Below are 19,019 nucleotides of genomic sequence, written 5' to 3' on the forward strand. Positions count from 1 at the left end.
CCTGCGGCCGGAGCCAGCGCCCGCGAGTTTGCCGCCAAAACCCGGCCCGCCTCACGTGCCCGGCCGCGACACTTCGGTCTCCTTGCTAGTGATGAACTCCAGAAGCACCGGAACGCCTTCCCGCGTCTTCTGGATGCCACGCTTGATCGCAGGAATGATGTCCTCAGGCTTCGTCACCCGCTCGCCATAGCCGCCGAAGGCGCGCGCCATCGCGGCGTAGTCGCCGGAAATGTCGGTCGAACGATATTTTTCGGTCGAGACCGGCATCACCTTCAATTCGATCGCCATCGAAAAATTATTCAGGAGGATCGACATGATCGGGATGCGCTCGCGCACCGCGGTCTCGAAATCCATGCCAGTAAAGCCAATCGCCGCATCGCCCCAGACATTGATGCAGAGCTTGTCGGGCTTTGCGAGCTTGGCGCCCATCGCAAGGCCCAGGCCGTAGCCGAGCTGCGTCGTCTTGCCCCAGCCGAGATAGGTGAGGGGCTCGATCGACTTCCAGAACGGCGAGAGCTGGTCGCGCGGGCTGCCGGCATCATGGGTGATGATGGTGTTGCTGACGTCGACGGTATGTTGCAAATCCCACAGCACGCGATAGGGGCTCAAGGGCGCGTCATCGCTGGTGAGTTTTGGCATCCATTTGGCCAGCCACTCCTTGTGCGAGGCCGCGATCTCGGCTGCGACCGCCGATGCGTCGCGATCCGCGGTGGCGGTCCTGCCGATCTCCTCCAGCAGCGCGTCGAGCACGAGCCCGGCATCGCCGACGAGGCCGATCCTGGCTTCCACGTCCTTGTTGAGATGGTTCGGATCGAGCGTCGAATGGATGATGGTCTTGCCCTTCGGCATCGCGATGCCGAAATTGGTTTCGGTGAAGGAGCACCCGATACCGAGGATGACGTCGGCCTCGGCGAGGAATTTTGGCACCGCCCGCGGCACCGCAAGGCCGCCGGAGCCGAGCGAGAGCGGATGCGTTTCCGGGAAGGACGATTTGCCGCCGAGGCTGGTGGTGACGGGAATGGCGAGCCGCTCGGCGAGCCGTTTCAGTTGCGCCCATGCCTGGGCGTAATGCACGCCTTGGCCGGCATAGATCACGGGGCGCTTGGCTTTGACGAGCAGGGCGGCAGCTTCCTTCACATGAACGGGATCGGCGCCATAGCGGGTGCGCAGCACCGGCGTGTAGTTCAGCGGCTCCGGCACCTCCTCGTTCCACATGTCAGCAGGAATTTCGACGATGACGGGACCACCGCGGCCGTTCTTTAGTTTCGTGAACGCGCGGCGAAAAATATTGGCGACCTCGGCGGCCAGGATGATCGGCTCGGATGATTTCGAAAATGGCTTCATCGCCTCGCTGGAACTGAAGTTCGGCTCGATATGCGCAAGCCGGCGCTGATAGCCCATTGGCAGCACCAGCACGGGAACGGATTCGCCGTAGCATTGCGCGACGCCGCCCATCGCGTTCTCTGCACCGGGGCCATGCTGCATGCAGAACGCGCCGATGCTGCGTCCCGAGGTCACCCGCGAGATCGCATCCGCCATGTGGATGCCGACGCGCTCCTGCCGTACCATCACCGGGCGGATATCGGCCTTCGCCGCATGCTCGATCAAATGGTTGACGGGATAGCCGCAGAGGATCTCGATCCCCTCGCGCTTCATGATTTCCGCAATCGCGGTGCCGAGCTTCATAGCGTCTCTCTCCCTGGGCAGGCCGGTTGATCCGGCTGATTAGGGATAGAGGATCAGGAATCGGGGAGAGGGTAAAGCGCGAGCGGATGAGAGCCGCGGTAGATCAGCTATGCAGCGAGCTGCCGTAGCCGGATGGAGCGCAGCGCAATTCGGGGGCCATTCCACCCGGATAGATCGGAGCCGAATTTCGCTGCGCTCCATCCGGACTACGACCGCTTACTTGCAGCTTTGGCAGATCATCAGCTTGCGTTTCAACGCCTCGTCTTCTTGATCGATCAATTGCTCAGCCGCGCCGCCTTTAGGACCCTGATCGGCCCTGGAGCGCTTTGCAGTGTGTGACCTCACAGGCGGGACTACTTGACTCGAGATGTCATTGTCGTCGCCGGCGCCTGCGCTGAAGCCATCGTAGTCGGCGGCCGGGTTCGGCGCCGATGGAAGCCCGCCGATCACCGGCGGCGAAGCCTCTCTGATGGATGCTGCCGGCGGAGGTCTGGAATTTTTGGCGCCCGCATGCGGCGGCGATGCATCGGGCGGAGAAAGCGAAACCGGCGGCGCGGCCGAAGTCTGTCCTCTCGTGCTGTCCTGCGACCAGACGCCGACAAAGATGAGGGTGAAAGCCAAGAGCGTCGCGCTTCTCATCCGCATCCTTCAAGCAGCTTTGGTTCGTCGATCGACGGTGCAAGAGTATCAGGACTCACATGGTCGTCAAAGCGCCGCAGCCCGAATTTCGCTGCCGGGAATATGGTTCACAAAGAGTGACCGGCCCGCCCGCACAGGGCCAGGCGTGGTGAGTGTCAAAGAGGAATTTAACGCTTGCGCCTTAACTTGCGCTCGCCATGAGTGACCAGGTCGTCCACAGCGAGGTTCAACCGTTTTCGGCGCGTGCGGCGCTTCCCTGGCTGGTGGGCCTTGGCGTCTATGTCCTGTTGCTGATCCTTGGACCGCGGCTGCTCAGTGATCCCGACAGCTATTCTCACATCGAGGTCGGGCGCTGGATCATCGCGCACGGCTCGCTGCCGGCGAGCGACCCTTACTCCTTTTCGATGCACGGCGCGCCCTGGATCACTTTCGAATGGCTCTCGGAGATCATCTACGCCGGAGCCTACGCGCTTGCCGGCTGGCCAGGCGTCGTCGTCTTGGCCGCCGCGGCGATAGCGCTCGCCTTCGGCCTGTTCACGTTCTTCCTGGTGCGCGAGCTTTCGCCAGTCCAGACGCTGCTCATGGTGATCGCGGCCGTCATCCTGTTGGCGCCGCATATGCTGGCGCGGCCACACGTGTTGGTGCTGCCGGTGATGGTGACCTGGGCGGCTGCCCTGGTGCGCTGCATGGATCGTGAAGGGCCGCCGCCGTACTGGGCCCTGCCGCTGCTGGTCGTGTGGGCCAATCTGCACGGCAGTGTGGTGCTGGCGCTTGGACTGATTGGCCCTGCGGGGCTCGAGGCGCTGCTGCGCGAGAAGCGCAGCGAATGGCCGCGCGTGTTCCTGCGGTGGCTACCATTCACGGCGCTCGCCGTCGCAGCGTCCTGCCTGACGCCGTACGGGCCGGAACCGCTGCTGATGCCGCTGACGACACTCGGCCTCGGCCCCGCGCTCGGCTGGATCTCGGAATGGCGGCCGCAGGATTTCAGCCACGTCGGTTTCTTCGAGTTGCTGCTGCTGGCCGGCATCCTTGCGCTCTCGCGCGGCGTGACGCTGCCGGTCGTGCGGGCCTTGGTCGTGATCGGGTTGCTTCATTTCGCGCTGGCGCAGGTCCGCAATGCGGATCTGCTGGCCTTGCTGGCGCCGCTCTATCTGGCGGCTCCGCTGGGGCGAAAGTTCGGCGGGTCGACCGGGCAAGATGCGGCCGGCTCGTCGCGCGGCGTGAACCTGGCCGCGCTCGGTGTGTTGATCGTGGCGAGCGCAGCGGCGCTGGCGCGTGACATACGGCCGGCTCCGGTCATCACCCCTCAGGCTGCGATCGCCGAAGCCAACCTCGCCAAGACGGCGCATGTGCTCAACGATTATTCCTTCGGTGGCTATTTGATCTTTGCCGGCATTCCCAGCTTTATCGACGGTCGCGGCGAACTGTACGGGGGAGCGTTCATCAACCGCTACAATCGCGCCCTGGCGCTGGTCGACCTCGGCGATTTTCTCAAATTGCTCGACGAATACAACATCGGCGCGACGCTGCTCGCGCCGGAGACGCCGGCGATAGCGATGCTCGACCGGCTGCCCCAGTGGCAGCGCGTCTACAGCGACGGCGTGGCGGTCGTGCACAAGCGGCGAGATACGCCGCAAAGATAGATCAAGCGGTCCCGAAAGCGGCGTACTGGCCGCCGAGCCATACGCCGCTCAGGGCATCTTCGAGACGTCGCGCCGGTTTGGTGTCCCAGGGCAGCAGCAGGAAATGGCGCGCACCGATCTCGCGCAAGCCGCCGGCAGCCATCAACTTCCGGGTTGTGCCGGCACCGAGCAGCACGGCGTCCCGGTCGAACTCACAGCGCGCGACGGCAAGGCGTGTCAGTGGGTTGTACGGATTGTGCTCGATGACGCAGACGAGCCCCCCGGGGCGCGTCACACGCCGCATCTCGGCGATGAATTGCGCCCATTCGGCCGGCGCGACGTGATGCATCACGCAGACGGCGGTGACCAGATCGAAGCTGGCATCGTCGAAAGGAAAGGTGCGGCCGTCAAACTCGCGGTAGTCGACGCCACCGTTGTCGGCGCGGGCCTGTGCCAGGCTGGCCGAAGAAACGTCGATACCGCTCAAGCGGCCGACCATGCCCCGCAGCAGGGGATGAAGGCTGCCCACGCCGCAGCCGACGTCCAGCATTTCGGGCCTGTCCGTGTCGAGCCGCTGCGCGATCAGATTGCCCAGGAGATCGGCCTTGGCGCGCACGAAGAAATGATGCGGCAAGCCGGAGAAGTCGATCGAGGATTGGACCACGTCGCGGTAGTTGTCGTGATAACCGTCGAAGAGCTCGGTCATGCGCTCGGTCACTCGTTGACGGCGTGGATCGCGGGTGCGGCCGCCGTTTCGTTGCGATCGAAGCCAGCGCGGGTCTGCACCACGTATAGCGGGCGACGTTTCACCTCGGCATGGATGCGGCCGACATAAAGCCCCACGATGCCCGTCATCAGCATGTTCATTCCGCACAGCAGGGAGACGACGACCATCGTCGAGGACCAGCCGGTGACGAGATGACTGTCCTTGCTGAGCCACAACAGGACCACCCAGCCGCCGTAGAGCAGCGCGAGTCCCGACACCGTCAATCCGCACCAGATTGCCAAGCGCAAGGGCAGATCGGAAAAGCCGAGCGCGGCGTTCGTCGCGAGCCGCACCATCTTGAACAGCGGGTACTTGGTCTCGCCTGAGCTGCACGCTCGAGACGGTGGAAGGCGACCTCGGTCTGCCGGAAGCCGAGCCAGGCGATCATGCCGCGTACGAAGCGGTCCTGCTCCGGCATCTGCCGAAGTGCGTCGAGCACCTTGCGATCGATCAGGCGGAAGTCGCCGACATCGGCGGGGATGCCGACCGAGGACATCCTGCCGAGAAGCCGGTAGAACAGATGCGCGGTTGCGCGCTTGAATTGGCTTTCGCCCTCGCGCGACAGGCGGCGGGCGTGGACGATGTCGTTGCCTTCCTGCCATTTTGCGATCAATTGCTCGATCACTTCGGGCGGATCCTGCAGATCGGCATCCATGACGATGATCGCTTCACCTTGCGCGGCGTCCATGCCGGCGGTGATGGCGATCTGATGGCCGAAATTTCGCGACAGGCCGATATAGCGATAGCGCGGGTCGCGCGTGGCGAGCGCCCGCAGCACGATCGAGCTGGAATCGCTGCTGCCGTCGTCGACGAAGATCGCCTCTGCCGGCCCGTCGAGCCGGGACAAGACCAGGTCGAGCCGGCGCAGCAGGACCGGCAGCACGGCTTCCTCGTTGAACACGGGGATGACGAGGCTGTAGCGGATCGACTGGAAACTGGCCGCCATGCGAGAGGGTCCAACTCGTTGCAGAAGCGGAAGTCTATGTCGGCGGCGGTTAAGGCGGTCTTGCCACAACCGTCAAGGATATAGGGCGCTTGAGTGACTAGTAACGCCCGATTAACCACGCTGGGCAGAGGCGGCTTCGGCCTAGGACCTGCGGCGGATCTTGTAGAGGACAAATCGCTCGGAGGCGTCCAGCGCTTCCAGCAGGTCTGGCAGCGGGTTTGGAGCCGGCGGTCCAAGGACATAGAGATAGTCGTAATCCTGGTGCCAGGTTCGGACGAACGGAGGGACCTCCGTCGGCGGCTGGCTTGCCGCAATCGCGGTCAGCACGGCTAACGGCACCGGCCCCCCGTAGGGAATGGCAAGACGGCGCACGGCCTCGCGTGGTCGCACGGGTTGCTTGCCCGCTTCCGTGAATAGATTTGGCACGAATGCGTCGGCATAGTGCACGGCCAGCGTCGGCGCATAATACATGGGATACGAGGTGAGGTCGGCAAAGGGCGGGTCTCCCTTGTCGACCGTGCTGGCGACGAGGATGCGTGAGCCGCGATCGATCTTGTGGAACGACTCGACGATGGCCGCATAGTCGGTGCGGTAAGGCAACCACACCGCGAAGACCACGGCGAGATTGATCAATGTGATGCCGCTGATCGCGGCGAGCGCAGCCATTCGCCATGTCCGACTGGGCAGCGACAGCGAGCAGAAGGCGGGCAGGATCAGAGCTGCCGCGGGAATCACGCGGAGGTCGACGAACGAGGTCCCGAACAGCTTTGAGGGAATGACGACGTACAGCAGCGCAAAGCCGATCGCGAGCCAGATCCCGGCCGGCTCGAGCTTGAGGACGCCGCGTCTTGCGGCGAACAGCAGCGAGATCATCAGCGCCAGCCCGGTCGTCGCCGCGACCGTCAAATTGTAGCCGTTCATGATCCGCAACGGCCAGATCGGCTTGAATTCGAGGAACCAGCTCGTACCTTCGCTTCCGATCGATCCCGCGGTCATGCGCATGATCCCAAATAGAACAAGCGCCGGCAGAGCCAACGCGCCCAGCCGCGCGGCGGCGACCCGGTACGATGTTCGCCGATCGCAAATGCGCGAGAGCTCGTAAAGGCCAAGCGTCGCGCCGTAGATCCCGAGGGAGAAGAAATGCGCCGCAAACAGCGCCGCGACGAAGACCATGTTGACGACGAAACGCAGTGGCCATCGGCGTTCCGCCAGCATCAGATAGACGGCGATGCCCCAGAGAGCGAGGCCCAGTCCGAACTCGAAATTGACGAAGCCCCAGCTGAACGGCAGACAGTAAAGGAAGGCGAGCGCCGCAAAGCCGGCGAGATGGATCCGTCCCTTGCGGGCCCATTCGACCAGAAGCGCGCCCCCGACGATCAATAATTGGCTCAGGAGCAGAAACAGCCGCGTGGCGTTCTCGACGCTGATCGGACGCGCCATCTGCGGGACCAGCAGATCCATTCCGAGGTTGGGATAGAAGGCCCAGGCCACCTCGTAATGCGGATTGGCGTCGGGGGTGCCGTTCTGGCTCAGAATGTACATGCGGGCGAGGTGATTGGGATAATCGACCATCGCGGGAATGGGGGTCAGCAGCACAGGAAGGAACGAGGCGACCGCCAGCACAGCAAAAACGACCAAAGTCACGGACCGGTCCAGGCCAGGGGAAGCCGGGATTTTCAAGATTGGTCTATCGGAAGACACCATGTCGGGCCGCTGGGGTTTGAGCCTGCGCTCGACGATGGCGCAACTGCACGACACAACGCCATACTGCGAAGCTCGCAAAAATCAACTTAGGGCCACCGCATTAACGGAGGCGCAATTTTGCCCCGCTAGCGTGACAAGAGAGCCGTGACGAACAGGCCGGCGATCGGATGCCCCATGACCGACACGCTGAGCCCGGCTGATATCCACCTCGACCGGGCGAAGCAGGCCGATCGTGTCGTCTGGATCGCGATCGGCGCCACGGCCGGCGCCGTGTTGATCGCGTCGACGCTTGGGTCCTTCCAAATTGAATGGCTTTCATTCCGGAAGCCCACCCTCGTTGCCGGTCTGCTCATCTTGATGAGCTGGTTCTACGCAACCATCAGGAGGGACGCGGCTCTTGCCGGCGCGCTGATCAGCACCGCCCAGATCATTGCGTTTGCGGCGGTGGCAGCGCCTCTGTCGTATGTCGCGGCAGGCGCGGCATTTCCGCTATGGGACGGCGACCTCGCCGCACTGGATCAGCGCCTCGGCTTTGACTGGATGGCATGGCTTGCCGCGATGAACGCTGCGCCGCTTCTGCATCGAATACTGGCGACTGCGTATGCGAGCTTTACCGTGTAGACGACGGCCGTCGTCGTCTTACTGGCTGCGACAGGGCACGCCCTGCGATTGCGCATCTTCATGCTGAGCTTCGTGCTGACGACGCTTCTGACAATCGGCGTTTCTAGTCTGATGCCGGCGCAGGGAGTTTTGGGGTTACTTGCATCTGTCGATAGTTGATTCTCCCGCCATCGTACCGGTGACGCGAGATCTACCCCTTCCCGTATTCTTTGGATTGCGAGACGGGACTTTCCGCCATCTGATCGCGGAGGGGGCCGAAGGAATCATCAGCTTTCCGAGCTTGCACGCGGCGCTTGGACTTCTGTTCCCGCTGGCGCTTTGGCCGGTCAGATATTTCGGCTGGATCGCCGCGTTGCTCAATGTTGCGATGATTGCGGCGACCCCGGTGGACGGAAGCCATTACTTTTGCGATGTGGCCGCAGGTCTGGCAGTCGCGCTCCTGAGCTGGATCGCGGTTCAGCGTGCTCTCACCGCGGGAGAGCGAATGGAAGCCGGTCGCCAGTTGCATTTGCGCCCGTCTTAGCCCGCACTGCCGGAATTGTGGAGCGCCGGCGATGCCGGTTACTTCACCGCCGCGTCGATCGAGTTGAACTTGCCGCTCAGCAGTGCGCTGCCCGTATTGTTCACGGCCGTGATGATCGCGAGCGCGATGCCGACGGCGATCAGGCAATACTCGATGGCGGTGGCACCATTTTCATCGGCAAGAAATGACCTGATCACAGTCATCGTCAACTCCTGTTCATCCGTCCAACGTAGGCTGGTGCCGTTATCGGAATGGTAAAGTGATTCATTAATTTTTCGTGGGCGCGTCAAAACGCAGGTCGGATGGTCCTCACCTGCGGTTTGTATGGTGTCATCGATTGACTTAAGGTTCCGTCACCCAATTCAGAAGCATTTGCCGAGGTCGTCGTCCCGTCTCAGGACGAGATCGGGCGTTCCGGCGCGGCCTTGCCGGGGCGTTTCAGCACCGCAGCAAGGCGTCCGGCCAGATAGCTCACCACGCGCGGCTGCGCCCGCGCGGAGTTGCCGGCCAGGCTCTCTTCCTCGGCCGTGTCCGTTCACGAGGCCGATGTAGTTCTTTCTGGCGTCCTGCTGCTGCACGAGCCTGCAAACCCCGGGTTCAATCGAGGGGCGACCATGCTGCGCTGAGCGGGAACCGGCGGTTAATTTTGTCTTCCGTAGGATTACGTGCCGCCCCCGCGACCGCAGGTGGGCGCTGAAAGCGCGGGCTCGTCTTAACGGATTGTTGAGCCTGTTCTTGAGCGGGGCGCGGGGCTCACTCGCGCCGACCGTCCGCATTCAGCGCCCGTAACATTGCGATGCGGGCGAACATCGTCCAGCCGCCGCCGGTCTCGGCCGCGCTGATCAGAGTTTCGATCGCGGTCTGCCAATGGCTCGCGTGCTGGGTATCCTCGGGCAGTCGCATGATGTGATCGGCAGCCTCTTGCAACGTCCGCAGCTTGCGCCCGCCTCGTAACGAAATGGGGTCGTCGAACGCTGTCGACCAGGGCATGTCAGGTCGGCCGGTCGGCGAGGGGAAGCATCACAGCGAGATCGAGAGCTGCGATGCTGCTAGCCGGCCTTCTTCGCTCGCGTCGGCGCGCGCACCGGCTTGTCGGCCTTTTTGGGAGCGGCTTTCGCTGCGGCGTCCTTGCCACCCTTGCCGGCGATCGGCAGCAGCATTTCGCGCTGGCCTTCGACGCGCTTCTTCGGCTTCTTGCCCTTGGTGGCGTCCTTGGCCGTCTTCGCCGCGGGGCTTGCCTCCTTCTCGTTCGCGATGCTCTTCTTCAGGGCGTCCATCAGGTTGATGACGTTGCCGCCGGTCTTCGGCGCGGCCTTCGCGGTGATGGGCGCGCCGCTGCGCTTCTTGTTGATGAGATCGATCAGCGCGGTCTCGTAATGGTCCTCGAACAGCTCGGGCTCGAACGCGCCAGACTTCTTCTCGACGATGTGCTTTGCAAGGTCGAGCATGTCCTGGGTCAGCTTCACGTCCTGGATGTCGTCGAAATAGTCCTTCTCGCCGCGGACCTCGTAGGGGTAGCGCAGCAGCGTCCCCATCAGGCCGCTCTCAAGCGGCTCCAGCGCGATGATGTGCTCGCGGTTGGTCAGCACCACGCGGCCGATCGCGACCTTGTCCATGCTGCGGATGGTCTCGCGGATCACCGCAAAGGCGTCGTGGCCGACCTTGCCGTCGGGCACGAGATAATAGGGGCGGATCAGATAGCGGCTGTCGATGTCGGTCTTCGGCACGAACTCGTCGATCTCGATCGTGTGCGTGGAGTCCAGCGCGATGTCGTCGAGATCGTCCTTGGTGACCTCGATATAGGTGTCGGTGTCGACCTTGTAGCCCTTGACGATGTCCTCGGAGGTCACCTCGTCACCGGTCTCGGCGTCGACCTTGAGGTACTTGATCCGGTGACCGGTCTTGCGGTTGATCTGGTTGAACGAGACCTTCTCGGTATCCGAAGTGGCCGGATAGAGCGCGACCGGGCAGGTCACGAGCGAGAGGCGCAAAAAACCCTTCCAATTGGCACGGGGGGCCATGGGCTACTCCAAACGCAACGGGGACAGAAGACGAAGATACCATCGGGGAACAACGAATCATAGCAAGGCGGATTGCAGAATCTTGCAACTGCGTTAACCGGCCGCCCGGTGCGCGGTTGCAGCCTGATCCCGCCGTAAAAACCGGAACATCATATCCAATCACGCGTTACCACGGGACATCACGTTGCGAGGAGGTCGCGGCCATCCGACGCGACAGCCAGAGATTTGAGGTCACCATGGCAACCACGCGAGACCAACGTCAGATCGTTGAAACTGCGACCGAGGCCCGTCAGGGCGAACCCGGGCCGTCAGTGGCCGCGCTGCTCGCCATCTCGACCGGGCTCGCGATCCTGATCCTTGCCGTCGTCTGGTTCGTGTTCTTCCGGACCTGACCGGCACATCGACCGGACGGTTCGTATCTTCCGACTCGCCGCGTAACGCGGCACATTGCGCCCGCCGTGCCCCGTTCGTCCGGTGGCCCGGCGGGCGCAGTGCGTTGGCCGCGAACAGGTCGTATATGACCAAAAAGTAACGCCGCCGGTTCCCCGCGTTCATATTCAGTTCACGCCGGAATTGCTCATCTCTGCTGGTGTTCATGCGGCCTAATTCTGGAGAGAAGCGTGCGCCTGCTCGTCGTTGAGGACGACCCCGATCTCAATCGCCAGCTCACCAAGGCGCTGACCGACGCCGGCTATGTCGTCGATCGCGCCTTCGACGGAGAGGAGGGGCATTATCTCGGTGACAACGAGCCCTACGACGCCGTGGTGCTCGACATCGGCCTGCCGAAGAAGGACGGCATCTCGGTGCTGGAAGCCTGGCGGCGCAACGGCCGCACCATGCCGGTCCTGATCCTCACCGCACGCGACCGCTGGAGCGACAAGGTCCAGGGCTTCGATGCCGGCGCCGATGACTATGTCGCAAAGCCGTTCCACCTGGAGGAGGTGCTGGCACGCATCCGCGCGCTGCTGCGCCGCTCCACCGGCCATGCCCAGAGCGAGCTGAGCTGTGGCCCCGTCACGCTCGACACCAGGACCGGCCGGGTCAGCGTATCTGGCAATCCCATCAAGATGACCTCGCACGAATATCGGCTTCTGGCCTACCTGATGCACCATTCCGGGCGCGTCGTGTCCCGCACCGAGCTGGTCGAGCATCTCTACGACCAGGACTTCGACCGCGACTCCAACACCATCGAGGTCTTCGTCGGTCGCATCCGCAAGAAGCTCGACGTTGATATCATCCAGACCGTCCGTGGCCTCGGCTATCTCCTGACCCCGCCGGCCCCCGGCGCTTGAAGCGTGTTGTCTCGAAGTATCTTGTCTGGAAGTATCTTGGCTTGACGGGCGGCCCGGCGCGGGCCTTGGTCGGGTCATGAGTTCCGATGCCATGCCGCCCCGCGCCTCCGGGATCATTCAGATGCCCGCCAGCTCGCTTGCGAACCGCCTGTTCCTGTCGGCGACCGCGTGGCTCGTGGTGATCCTGGCCATAACCGGCGTGGTGCTGTCGTCGGTCTACAAGAACGCCACCGAGCGCGCCTTCGACCGCCGGCTCAATCTCTATCTGCGCACGCTGATCGCCGAGGTCGCCACCCCTGACGAGCCGCCGGACCGCCAGTTCCAGTCGCTCGGCGAGCCGCTGTTCGACCTGCCGCTGTCCGGCTGGTACTGGCAGATCACGCGGACCGACACAGAAAAGCCGGAGGTGCGCTCCTCCCGCTCGCTCTGGGACAAGAAGCTGCCGAAGTTGGAAGAGCAGGGCACAGAGCTCACCGCTGCCGGCATCCGGATCGCTTATGTCGACGGTCCCGAGGGACAGAACCTGCGCATGGTGGAGCGGCCGGTCGATCTCGGCGCGGACGGCAAATTTCTCGTCAGCGTCGCGGGTGATGACACCGAGATTTTCGACGAAACGCGCAGTTTCGATTACTATCTCGGCGGCACCTTCTCCGCGCTTGGCATCGTGCTGCTGCTGACCACCGTGTTCCAGGTCCGCTTCGGCCTCGCGCCGCTCAAGCGCATCTCGGAATCCATCGCCGACATTCGCTCGGGGCGGGCGGAGCGGCTCGAGGGCGAATTCCCGGTCGAGATCGCGCCGCTGGCGCGCGAGACCAACGCGCTGATTGACGCCAATCGCGAAATCGTCGAGCGCGCACGCACCCATGTCGGCAACCTCGCCCACGCCATCAAGACGCCGCTCTCGGTCATCGTCAACGAGGCCGGCGCGCATGCCATCGATCCGTTCGCGACCAAGGTGATGGAGCAGGCGAACGTGATGCGCGACCAGCTCGCCCATCATCTGGAGCGCGCACGCATCGCGGCGCGGGTCTCGGTCGTCGGAACAGTGACCGAGGTTGCCCCCGCCATCGAGGCGCTGCGGCGGACCATGGAGAAGATCCACCGCGACCGTGGCATCGTGGTCGAGGCCGAGGCCGATCCGTCGGCGAAATTTCGTGGCGAGCGGCAGGATCTGGAGGAAATGGTCGGCAATCTCGTCGACAACGCCTGCAAATGGGCCGCCTCGCGGGTCTTCATCGAAGTTCTGGTGGAGACGCTGCACCAAGCGGGCGCCGGTCCGCGGCTGCGTATCATCGTCGACGACGACGGCCGCGGCCTGTCGGAGGCCGAGCGCGCCCAGGTCTCGCGACGTGGCCAGCGGCTTGACGAGTCCAAGCCCGGATCGGGGTTGGGGCTGTCGATCGTGACCGACCTCGCCGCGCTCTACGGCGGCAGCCTCTCGCTCGGCGGGGCGCCGACCGGGGGCTTGCGGGCTGAGCTGGTCTTGCCCGGAATATAATCCTTTGTTCCCATGGGCTTATTCGCCGCAATCAACACCCACCCGAAGGGGACTGCTGGGATTCGGAGCCACTTGCTAAACGGCTTCTTAAGTGGGACCTCCTAAGATCGCGCCCGGACGCATCCCATGTCCGCCATTTACCGTGCATTACCCGGGCGCATGAGCCAGACATCGATCGAGCGGCTGAGGGAATATCTCGCGCAGCTCCCGCCGCAGGCGCAGGCGCTGCTGATGCGGGAGTTCGAGCGTGCGCTGGAGCGTGGTCAGGACACGGCTGTGGCGACCCTCGTGCTTGATCAGCTGCGCAAGGTCGTCCGCAAGACCGAAGCCGACGAGGCCCCGCCGCCGCGTACGGACGATCTGTCGCGGCTGCTGTTCCAGGTGCTGGAACCATTCCTCATCGAAGCGGGTACCCCGATCCGGGTCGGGCAGGTCCGCCGTTCCTCGCTGGCTCCAATCTGGCAATGGCTCGGCCGCGACGGTGCTCCAGACAAGCTGAACGAATTCGAGGCGGCGCTGGCGCGCATGCCGGCCGACAGTGGGCAGGTCGAAGCGCTGGCCTCGAAGCTCCAGGCGGTCGCCGCGGAGGCCATCTTCGAGCTGACGGGGCCCGGCGGCGGTGACAAGTCGCGTGCGCTCGCCCGCGTTGGGCCCCCCAACGTGATCGAGGACCTCTATTCGATCGGGGCGGTGCTCGCGGTTCGCGAGGCCGTCGCCACCTTGAACGAGAAGCTGCCGCGCGCCCTGCGCGCCTTCGGCGATGCGCAGATCGTCTCGGTGACTTCAGCGCTCAACACTCCCGTCCTTCAGACGCCGCAGATGCTGCCCTTCGCGCTGTCGATCGTCATGCAGCGGATGACCGCGCCGTGGCAGATCATCCGCCTCGCCATCAAGATTGCCGCCTCCGACGACGAGATCCGCGTCGCGGCAACGCCCTATGGCGTCGCCGTCACGATCGCGCTGCATGATCTGTCCTGTGTCGCCGCGATCCTGCGCATGGACATCAAGCGCAGCCGTTTCGAGAACGTGGCCGGCAATCTCAAGACGCTGCACGACGGCGTACGCGGTCTGCGCACCGAGCTCGACCTCCGCAACGATTCCGCCTGGGGCAAGCAGTTGACCTCGATCCGGGCCGACATTTCCAACGCGCTGCAATCCGAGATCGACAGCGTTCCCGGCCGCGTCCGCCGCATCCTGCGCCAGCGCGCCGAGAAGGACATTCCCGCCGGGCGCGCGGATCGACAGCACCGAGGTCGAGGAAACCGTGGCGCTGATCGATTTTGTCGCGACCTGCCGCAATTATGCGAGCGAGCTTGCGATCAACGAGGTGACACTGCGCACCTATTCCGACCTCCAGCAATATGTCGAGCGTTCGACCGAGCAGCTGGTGCAGTCGCTGCGCGGGGCCGATCACAAGGTTCGCACCTATCGGCAGCAGCAGGTGCAGGCTGCGATCCGCTTCTGCCAGGTGCTGTTCGGCGATGATTATGCCTCGCTGATGAGCCGCGCCGCGGAGAACGCGGCCACGGGCGAGCGTAAATCGTCGCGCGCGAGCTGATCCGGGCGTATCTTTCAGTGATCACAATTTGTGGTTGACGATGCCGGTGACGGGCCCTACGGTCCCCGTACAAGTTTTTGGAATTTCTATCTGTGGGCGCATGAAATCCCTTATCAGCTCTATCGAAATCGAGAATCGCGTCATCGTTGCCAAGTATCAAAGATTGATGGTCGGCGCGAAGGTAGTGCTGGTCGAGAAGGCAAGCGGTCGGCAGCTGCCTGAGACCCTCACCAGGGTTGCATCGCCGGTTCCCGTCGGGGCGTTGCGCATCAGATTGCCCGACGCCATCGAGCCGGGAACATACTTCCTGAAGGCCTTCAATGGGCACGGCGAGGATGCCGCTCAAAGCGTGGACTTCGAGATCGGCTAAGCCGTTGGATTCTCACCGTTTCGGGACTGTGCGCGGTCGCGTCAAATTGACAATTGTCAATTGCCGCATCGTCCGGCCGTGGTGTAAAGCCACGGGTGGGCGCGGCTCGCGCGCTGCCGGAAGCTTGCCAGATGACGCTATGGTTCGTGTTCGCGCTGATGACGGTCGCGGCGATTTTCGCCGTGCTTCTGCCGCTCGGCCGTAGCGGACACGCGCAAAATCAAGGCAGCGAGGTCGTGGTCTACAAGGACCAACTGGCCGAGATCGACCGTGATCTTGCCGCGGGGCTGATCGCAGCGCCCGAGGCCGAAGCCGCGCGCGTCGAGGTTAGCCGCAGGCTGCTCGCCGCGGCCGGCAGTGAGCCCGCACTAGCGCCGAAATCCAACCTCAAATGGCGCCGCGCGGCGGCCGTGCTGGCGCTTGCCGGCCTGCCGCTGGTTGCGATCGGCGTCTACATGCCGCTCGGCTCGCCCAGGCTTCAGGATTTTCCGCTGGCACAGCGGGAGCGCGGATCCGGGTCCGGCATGGCGCAGTCGCTTGAGAATCTGGTCGTGCAGGTCGAGCAACATCTGGAAAAGAATCCGACCGACGGGCGTGGCTGGAACGTGATCGCGCCCGTGCTGGAGCGGCTTGGTCGCTTCGACGACGCGGTGCGCGCCTATCGCAACTCGCTCACCTACAATGGCGAGAGCGCGGAGCGCCGGTCCGATCTCGGCGAAGCGATGTCGGCCGCGGCCGGTGGCGTCGTGACCGCCGAAGCCAAGACCGAGTTCGAGCGCGCGCGCGCGCTCAGCGCCGACGATCCCAAGGCGAACTATTTCCTCGGTCTCGCCGCCGAGCAGGACGGCCGCAAGGACGATGCCGCCAATATCTGGCGCGCACTGCTGGCGAAAGCGCCCGCGGATGCGCCGTGGCGCCCACTCGTGCAGACCTCGCTCGCGCGGGTCGGCGGCGGTGGCGCGACGATGCCGGCGCTGTCGGATGAGACCCTTGCAGCTTCCAAGGACATGAAGGAGGGTGATCGCAACGCCATGGTTCGCGGTATGGTCGAACGGCTCGCCACGCGCCTCAGGCAGAACGGCGACGACGTCGAGGGTTGGCTGCGGCTGGTGCGCGCCTATCTCGTGATGGGCGACCGCGACAAGGCGGTGGGCGCATCAACCGATGCCCGCCAGGCGGTTGCCAACGATACAGCGCGGCTGCGCCAGCTCAATGAAGGCCTCAAGACACTCGGGCTCGACGGATGACGACGTCAGGGCGAGACGAGCAGGGAACGGATACGCCATGACGCGCAAGCAGCGACGTATGACCATCATCGGCGGCTCGCTCGCCGTGCTCGCGCTCGCGGCCGCGCTGGTGCTCAACGCATTGCGCGACTCCATCGTGTTCTTCTCGACGCCGACCATGGTCGCCGAAAAGCACGTCGCGCCCGGCAAGCGGTTTCGCCTCGGCGGCCTGGTGCAGCCCGGCTCGCTCCAGCGCGGCGACAATCTCGCAGTGACCTTCGAGGTCGCCGACGGCGGCGCCAAGCTTCCGGTCGCCTTCAAGGGCATTTTGCCCGACCTGTTCCGCGAAGGGCAGGGCGTCGTCGCCGAAGGCGCGCTCGACGCCGATGGCGTGTTCAAGGCCGACACCGTGCTCGCCAAGCACGACGAGACCTACATGCCCAAGGACGTCGCCGATGCCCTGAAGAAGCAGGGGCACTGGAAGGATGATTATGACGCCAAGGCTTCTGATAGCGTAAAGCCTGCGGCTACGACGGCGCAGGGAAACTCGCAGGGAGCTGTGCGGTGATTGCGGAAGCCGGACATTACGCGCTGGTGCTGGCGCTCGGACTGGCACTGATCCAGTCCATCGTGCCCCTGATCGGCGCTCGCCTGCGCGATGATGCGCTGATGAATGTGGCGCGCTCCACCGCGCTGGCGCAGCTTCTGTTCGTCGGTGCGTCATTCATCGCGCTGGTGATGCTGCACGTGGACTCGGACTTCTCCGTCGTCAACGTCTACGAGAATTCCCATTCCATGAAGCCGCTGCTCTACAAGATCACCGGCGTGTGGGGAAACCATGAAGGCTCGATGCTCTTGTGGGTGTCGATCCTCGCGCTGTTCGGCGGATTGGTCGCAGCCTTCGGTAACAATCTGCCGCTGTCGCTGCGCGCGCATGTGCTGGCCGTGCAGGCGTGGATCGCCAGCGCCTTCTATCTCTTCATCCTGGTGACCTCGAACCCGTTTCTGCGCATCGCCAATCCGCCGATCGAGGGACGCGATCTCAATCCGGTACTTCAGGACATCGGTCTCGCCGTGCATCCGCCGATGCTCTATCTCGGCTATGTCGGCTTCTCGATCTCGTTCTCCTTCGCGATCGCAGCGCTGCTGGAGGGACGGATCGACGCCGCCTGGGCGCGCTGGGTGCGGCCGTGGACGCTGGTCGCCTGGATCTTCCTGACGCTCGGCATCGCCATGGGCTCGTACTGGGCTTATTACGAACTGGGCTGGGGCGGCTGGTGGTTTTGGGACCCGGTCGAGAACGCCTCGCTGATGCCGTGGCTTGCCGGCACCGCGCTGCTGCATTCGGCTCTGGTGATGGAGAAGCGCAATGCGCTGAAGGTCTGGACCATCCTCTTGTCGATCCTGACCTTCTCGCTGTCGCTGCTCGGCACCTTCCTGGTGCGCTCGGGCGTCATCACCTCGGTGCATGCCTTTGCGACCGATCCAACCCGGGGCGTGTTCATTCTGCTGATCCTCTGCCTGTTCATCGGCGGCAGCCTGTCGCTGTTTGCGGGGCGCGCGACGTCGTTGAAGCAGGGCGGCCTGTTTGCGCCGATCTCGCGCGAGGGCGCGCTGGTACTGAACAATCTGCTGCTCACGGTCGCCTGCGCGGTGGTGTTGTTCGGCACGCTCTATCCGCTGGCGATGGAGATGCTCGCCGATTTCAAGATGTCGGTCGGTGCTCCCTTCTACAATCTCACCTTCGCTCCGCTGTTCACGCTGCTGCTGCTCGCCGTGCCGTTCGGGCCGATGCTGGCGTGGAAACGCGGCGATCTGCTCGGCGTGACGCAACGGCTGCTCGCGGCCGGCGTTGCCGGGCTCGTCGCCGTCGCCATGGTCTGGGGCTGGGCGCGCGGCGGCAGCGCGCTGGCGCCATTGGCAATCGGACTTGGCGTCTTCGTCATTGCCGGTGCCGCGACGGATCTGGCTGAACGAACCGGCTTGTTTCGCCTGCCGTTCGCGACGACGCTGCATCGTGCCCGGGGTCTGCCACGCTCGGCCTGGGGCTCGATGTTCGCGCATGCTGGCCTCGGCGTCGCGTTGATCGGAATCGTCTGCGAGACCACCTGGAACAGCGAATATATCGCGACCATGAAGCAGAACGACGTCGCCCATGTCGGCGGCTATGACGTCAAGCTTGACGGCCTGTTTCAGCGTCAAGGGCCGAACTTCCACGAGATGATCGCCGAATTCAACGTCAGCCGTGACGGCGAGAAGCTCAGCGTGATGACGCCGTCCAAGCGCAGCTTCACCACCCGCGGCTCGTCGACCACTGAGGCCGCGCTGCTGACGCGTGGCGCAAGCCAGCTCTACGTCTCTCTCGGAGACGCCAACGCCGAGGGCGCCATCGCCGTGCGCATCTATCACAAGCCATTGGTGCTATTGATCTGGTGGGGACCGGTGCTGATGGCGTTCGGCGGCATGCTGTCGCTGTCCGACCGGCGCCTGCGGGTCGGCGCGCCAAGCCCGGCGCGGGCCAAGCAGCGCCTGCAGCCGGCGGAGTGA

The 19,019-nt window shown here is 64.1% G+C and carries 17 protein-coding genes and 2 pseudogenes; 11 read left to right on the forward strand and 8 right to left on the reverse strand.

Annotation, left to right across the window (positions count from 1 at the left end):
- Nucleotides 1–51 precede the first annotated feature (51 nt).
- Nucleotides 52–1,707, reverse strand: a complete 1,656-nt coding sequence (locus ACVWW3_RS05815; protein WP_456652059.1) for a thiamine pyrophosphate-requiring protein — start codon at nucleotides 1,705–1,707, stop codon at nucleotides 52–54.
- Between the two features lie 195 nt (nucleotides 1,708–1,902).
- Nucleotides 1,903–2,325 carry a hypothetical protein gene (locus tag ACVWW3_RS05820; protein WP_456650641.1) on the reverse strand — a complete coding sequence of 141 codons (423 nt, stop codon included), beginning with the start codon at nucleotides 2,323–2,325 and terminating at the stop codon, nucleotides 1,903–1,905.
- 197 nt (nucleotides 2,326–2,522) lie between these two features.
- Between ACVWW3_RS05820 and ACVWW3_RS05825 the strand changes: the two genes are divergently transcribed.
- On the forward strand, nucleotides 2,523–3,968 hold the full coding sequence (locus ACVWW3_RS05825; RefSeq protein ID WP_456650640.1) for a hypothetical protein: 1,446 nt from the start codon (nucleotides 2,523–2,525) through the stop codon (nucleotides 3,966–3,968).
- 1 nt (nucleotide 3,969) lies between these two features.
- On the opposite strand, the gene ACVWW3_RS05830 is transcribed toward ACVWW3_RS05825, so the two are convergent.
- The 3 genes and pseudogenes from ACVWW3_RS05830 to ACVWW3_RS05840 form a co-directional block, all read right to left on the reverse strand.
- On the reverse strand, nucleotides 3,970–4,653 hold the full coding sequence (locus tag ACVWW3_RS05830) for a class I SAM-dependent methyltransferase (protein ID WP_456650639.1): 684 nt from the start codon (nucleotides 4,651–4,653) through the stop codon (nucleotides 3,970–3,972).
- Nucleotides 4,654–4,661: 8 nt separating this feature from the next.
- A pseudogene (locus ACVWW3_RS05835) lies at nucleotides 4,662–5,659 on the reverse strand (glycosyltransferase family 2 protein).
- Between the two features lie 141 nt (nucleotides 5,660–5,800).
- Nucleotides 5,801–7,363, reverse strand: a complete 1,563-nt coding sequence (locus ACVWW3_RS05840; RefSeq protein WP_456650638.1) for a hypothetical protein — start codon at nucleotides 7,361–7,363, stop codon at nucleotides 5,801–5,803.
- Nucleotides 7,364–7,537: 174 nt separating this feature from the next.
- On the opposite strand from ACVWW3_RS05840, the gene ACVWW3_RS05845 reads away from it, so the two are divergent.
- Both ACVWW3_RS05845 and ACVWW3_RS05850 read left to right on the forward strand, forming a co-directional pair.
- Nucleotides 7,538–7,984, forward strand: coding sequence for a phosphatase PAP2 family protein (locus ACVWW3_RS05845; RefSeq protein WP_456650637.1), 447 nt, complete (start codon nucleotides 7,538–7,540; stop codon nucleotides 7,982–7,984).
- 139 nt (nucleotides 7,985–8,123) lie between these two features.
- Entirely contained in the window at nucleotides 8,124–8,507 is a 384-nt protein-coding gene (locus ACVWW3_RS05850) for a phosphatase PAP2 family protein (protein ID WP_456650636.1), read from the forward strand.
- A 38-nt stretch (nucleotides 8,508–8,545) separates the two neighbouring features.
- Here the strand turns inward: ACVWW3_RS05850 and ACVWW3_RS05855 are convergent, their stop codons facing one another.
- The 3 genes from ACVWW3_RS05855 to ku form a co-directional block, all read right to left on the reverse strand.
- Entirely contained in the window at nucleotides 8,546–8,710 is a 165-nt protein-coding gene (locus tag ACVWW3_RS05855) for a Flp family type IVb pilin (protein ID WP_247349953.1), read from the reverse strand.
- 550 nt (nucleotides 8,711–9,260) lie between these two features.
- On the reverse strand, nucleotides 9,261–9,497 hold the full coding sequence (locus ACVWW3_RS05860) for a hypothetical protein (RefSeq protein WP_354047175.1): 237 nt from the start codon (nucleotides 9,495–9,497) through the stop codon (nucleotides 9,261–9,263).
- Between the two features lie 59 nt (nucleotides 9,498–9,556).
- Complete coding sequence (gene ku, locus ACVWW3_RS05865; protein WP_456650635.1) at nucleotides 9,557–10,528, reverse strand: non-homologous end joining protein Ku; 972 nt, start codon at nucleotides 10,526–10,528, stop codon at nucleotides 9,557–9,559.
- Nucleotides 10,529–10,764: 236 nt separating this feature from the next.
- On the opposite strand from ku, the gene ACVWW3_RS05870 reads away from it, so the two are divergent.
- The 8 genes and pseudogenes from ACVWW3_RS05870 to ACVWW3_RS05905 all read left to right on the forward strand — a co-directional run bounded on the left by ACVWW3_RS05870 (nucleotide 10,765) and on the right by ACVWW3_RS05905 (nucleotide 19,019).
- On the forward strand, nucleotides 10,765–10,920 hold the full coding sequence (locus ACVWW3_RS05870) for a hypothetical protein (RefSeq protein WP_247447728.1): 156 nt from the start codon (nucleotides 10,765–10,767) through the stop codon (nucleotides 10,918–10,920).
- A 228-nt stretch (nucleotides 10,921–11,148) separates the two neighbouring features.
- Nucleotides 11,149–11,820, forward strand: coding sequence for a response regulator transcription factor (locus ACVWW3_RS05875; RefSeq protein ID WP_247349962.1), 672 nt, complete (start codon nucleotides 11,149–11,151; stop codon nucleotides 11,818–11,820).
- A 121-nt stretch (nucleotides 11,821–11,941) separates the two neighbouring features.
- On the forward strand, nucleotides 11,942–13,318 hold the full coding sequence (locus ACVWW3_RS05880; protein ID WP_456650634.1) for an ATP-binding protein: 1,377 nt from the start codon (nucleotides 11,942–11,944) through the stop codon (nucleotides 13,316–13,318).
- 159 nt (nucleotides 13,319–13,477) lie between these two features.
- Nucleotides 13,478–14,876: pseudogene (locus ACVWW3_RS05885) on the forward strand (hypothetical protein).
- A 100-nt stretch (nucleotides 14,877–14,976) separates the two neighbouring features.
- Nucleotides 14,977–15,246, forward strand: coding sequence for a hypothetical protein (locus tag ACVWW3_RS05890; RefSeq protein ID WP_247350265.1), 270 nt, complete (start codon nucleotides 14,977–14,979; stop codon nucleotides 15,244–15,246).
- A gap of 131 nt (nucleotides 15,247–15,377) precedes the next feature.
- A complete protein-coding gene (gene ccmI / locus ACVWW3_RS05895) occupies nucleotides 15,378–16,493 on the forward strand; it encodes a c-type cytochrome biogenesis protein CcmI (protein WP_456650633.1) in 1,116 nt (371 codons plus the stop codon).
- A gap of 37 nt (nucleotides 16,494–16,530) precedes the next feature.
- Nucleotides 16,531–17,040: a cytochrome c maturation protein CcmE gene (gene ccmE / locus ACVWW3_RS05900; protein ID WP_247349965.1), complete on the forward strand. Its 510-nt coding sequence runs from the start codon at nucleotides 16,531–16,533 to the stop codon at nucleotides 17,038–17,040.
- Nucleotides 17,037–19,019, forward strand: coding sequence for a heme lyase CcmF/NrfE family subunit (locus ACVWW3_RS05905; RefSeq protein ID WP_456650632.1), 1,983 nt, complete (start codon nucleotides 17,037–17,039; stop codon nucleotides 19,017–19,019). The genes ccmE and ACVWW3_RS05905 overlap by 4 nt, the downstream gene beginning before the upstream one ends.

The sequence above is a fragment of the Bradyrhizobium sp. LM2.9 genome (assembly GCF_054056555.1).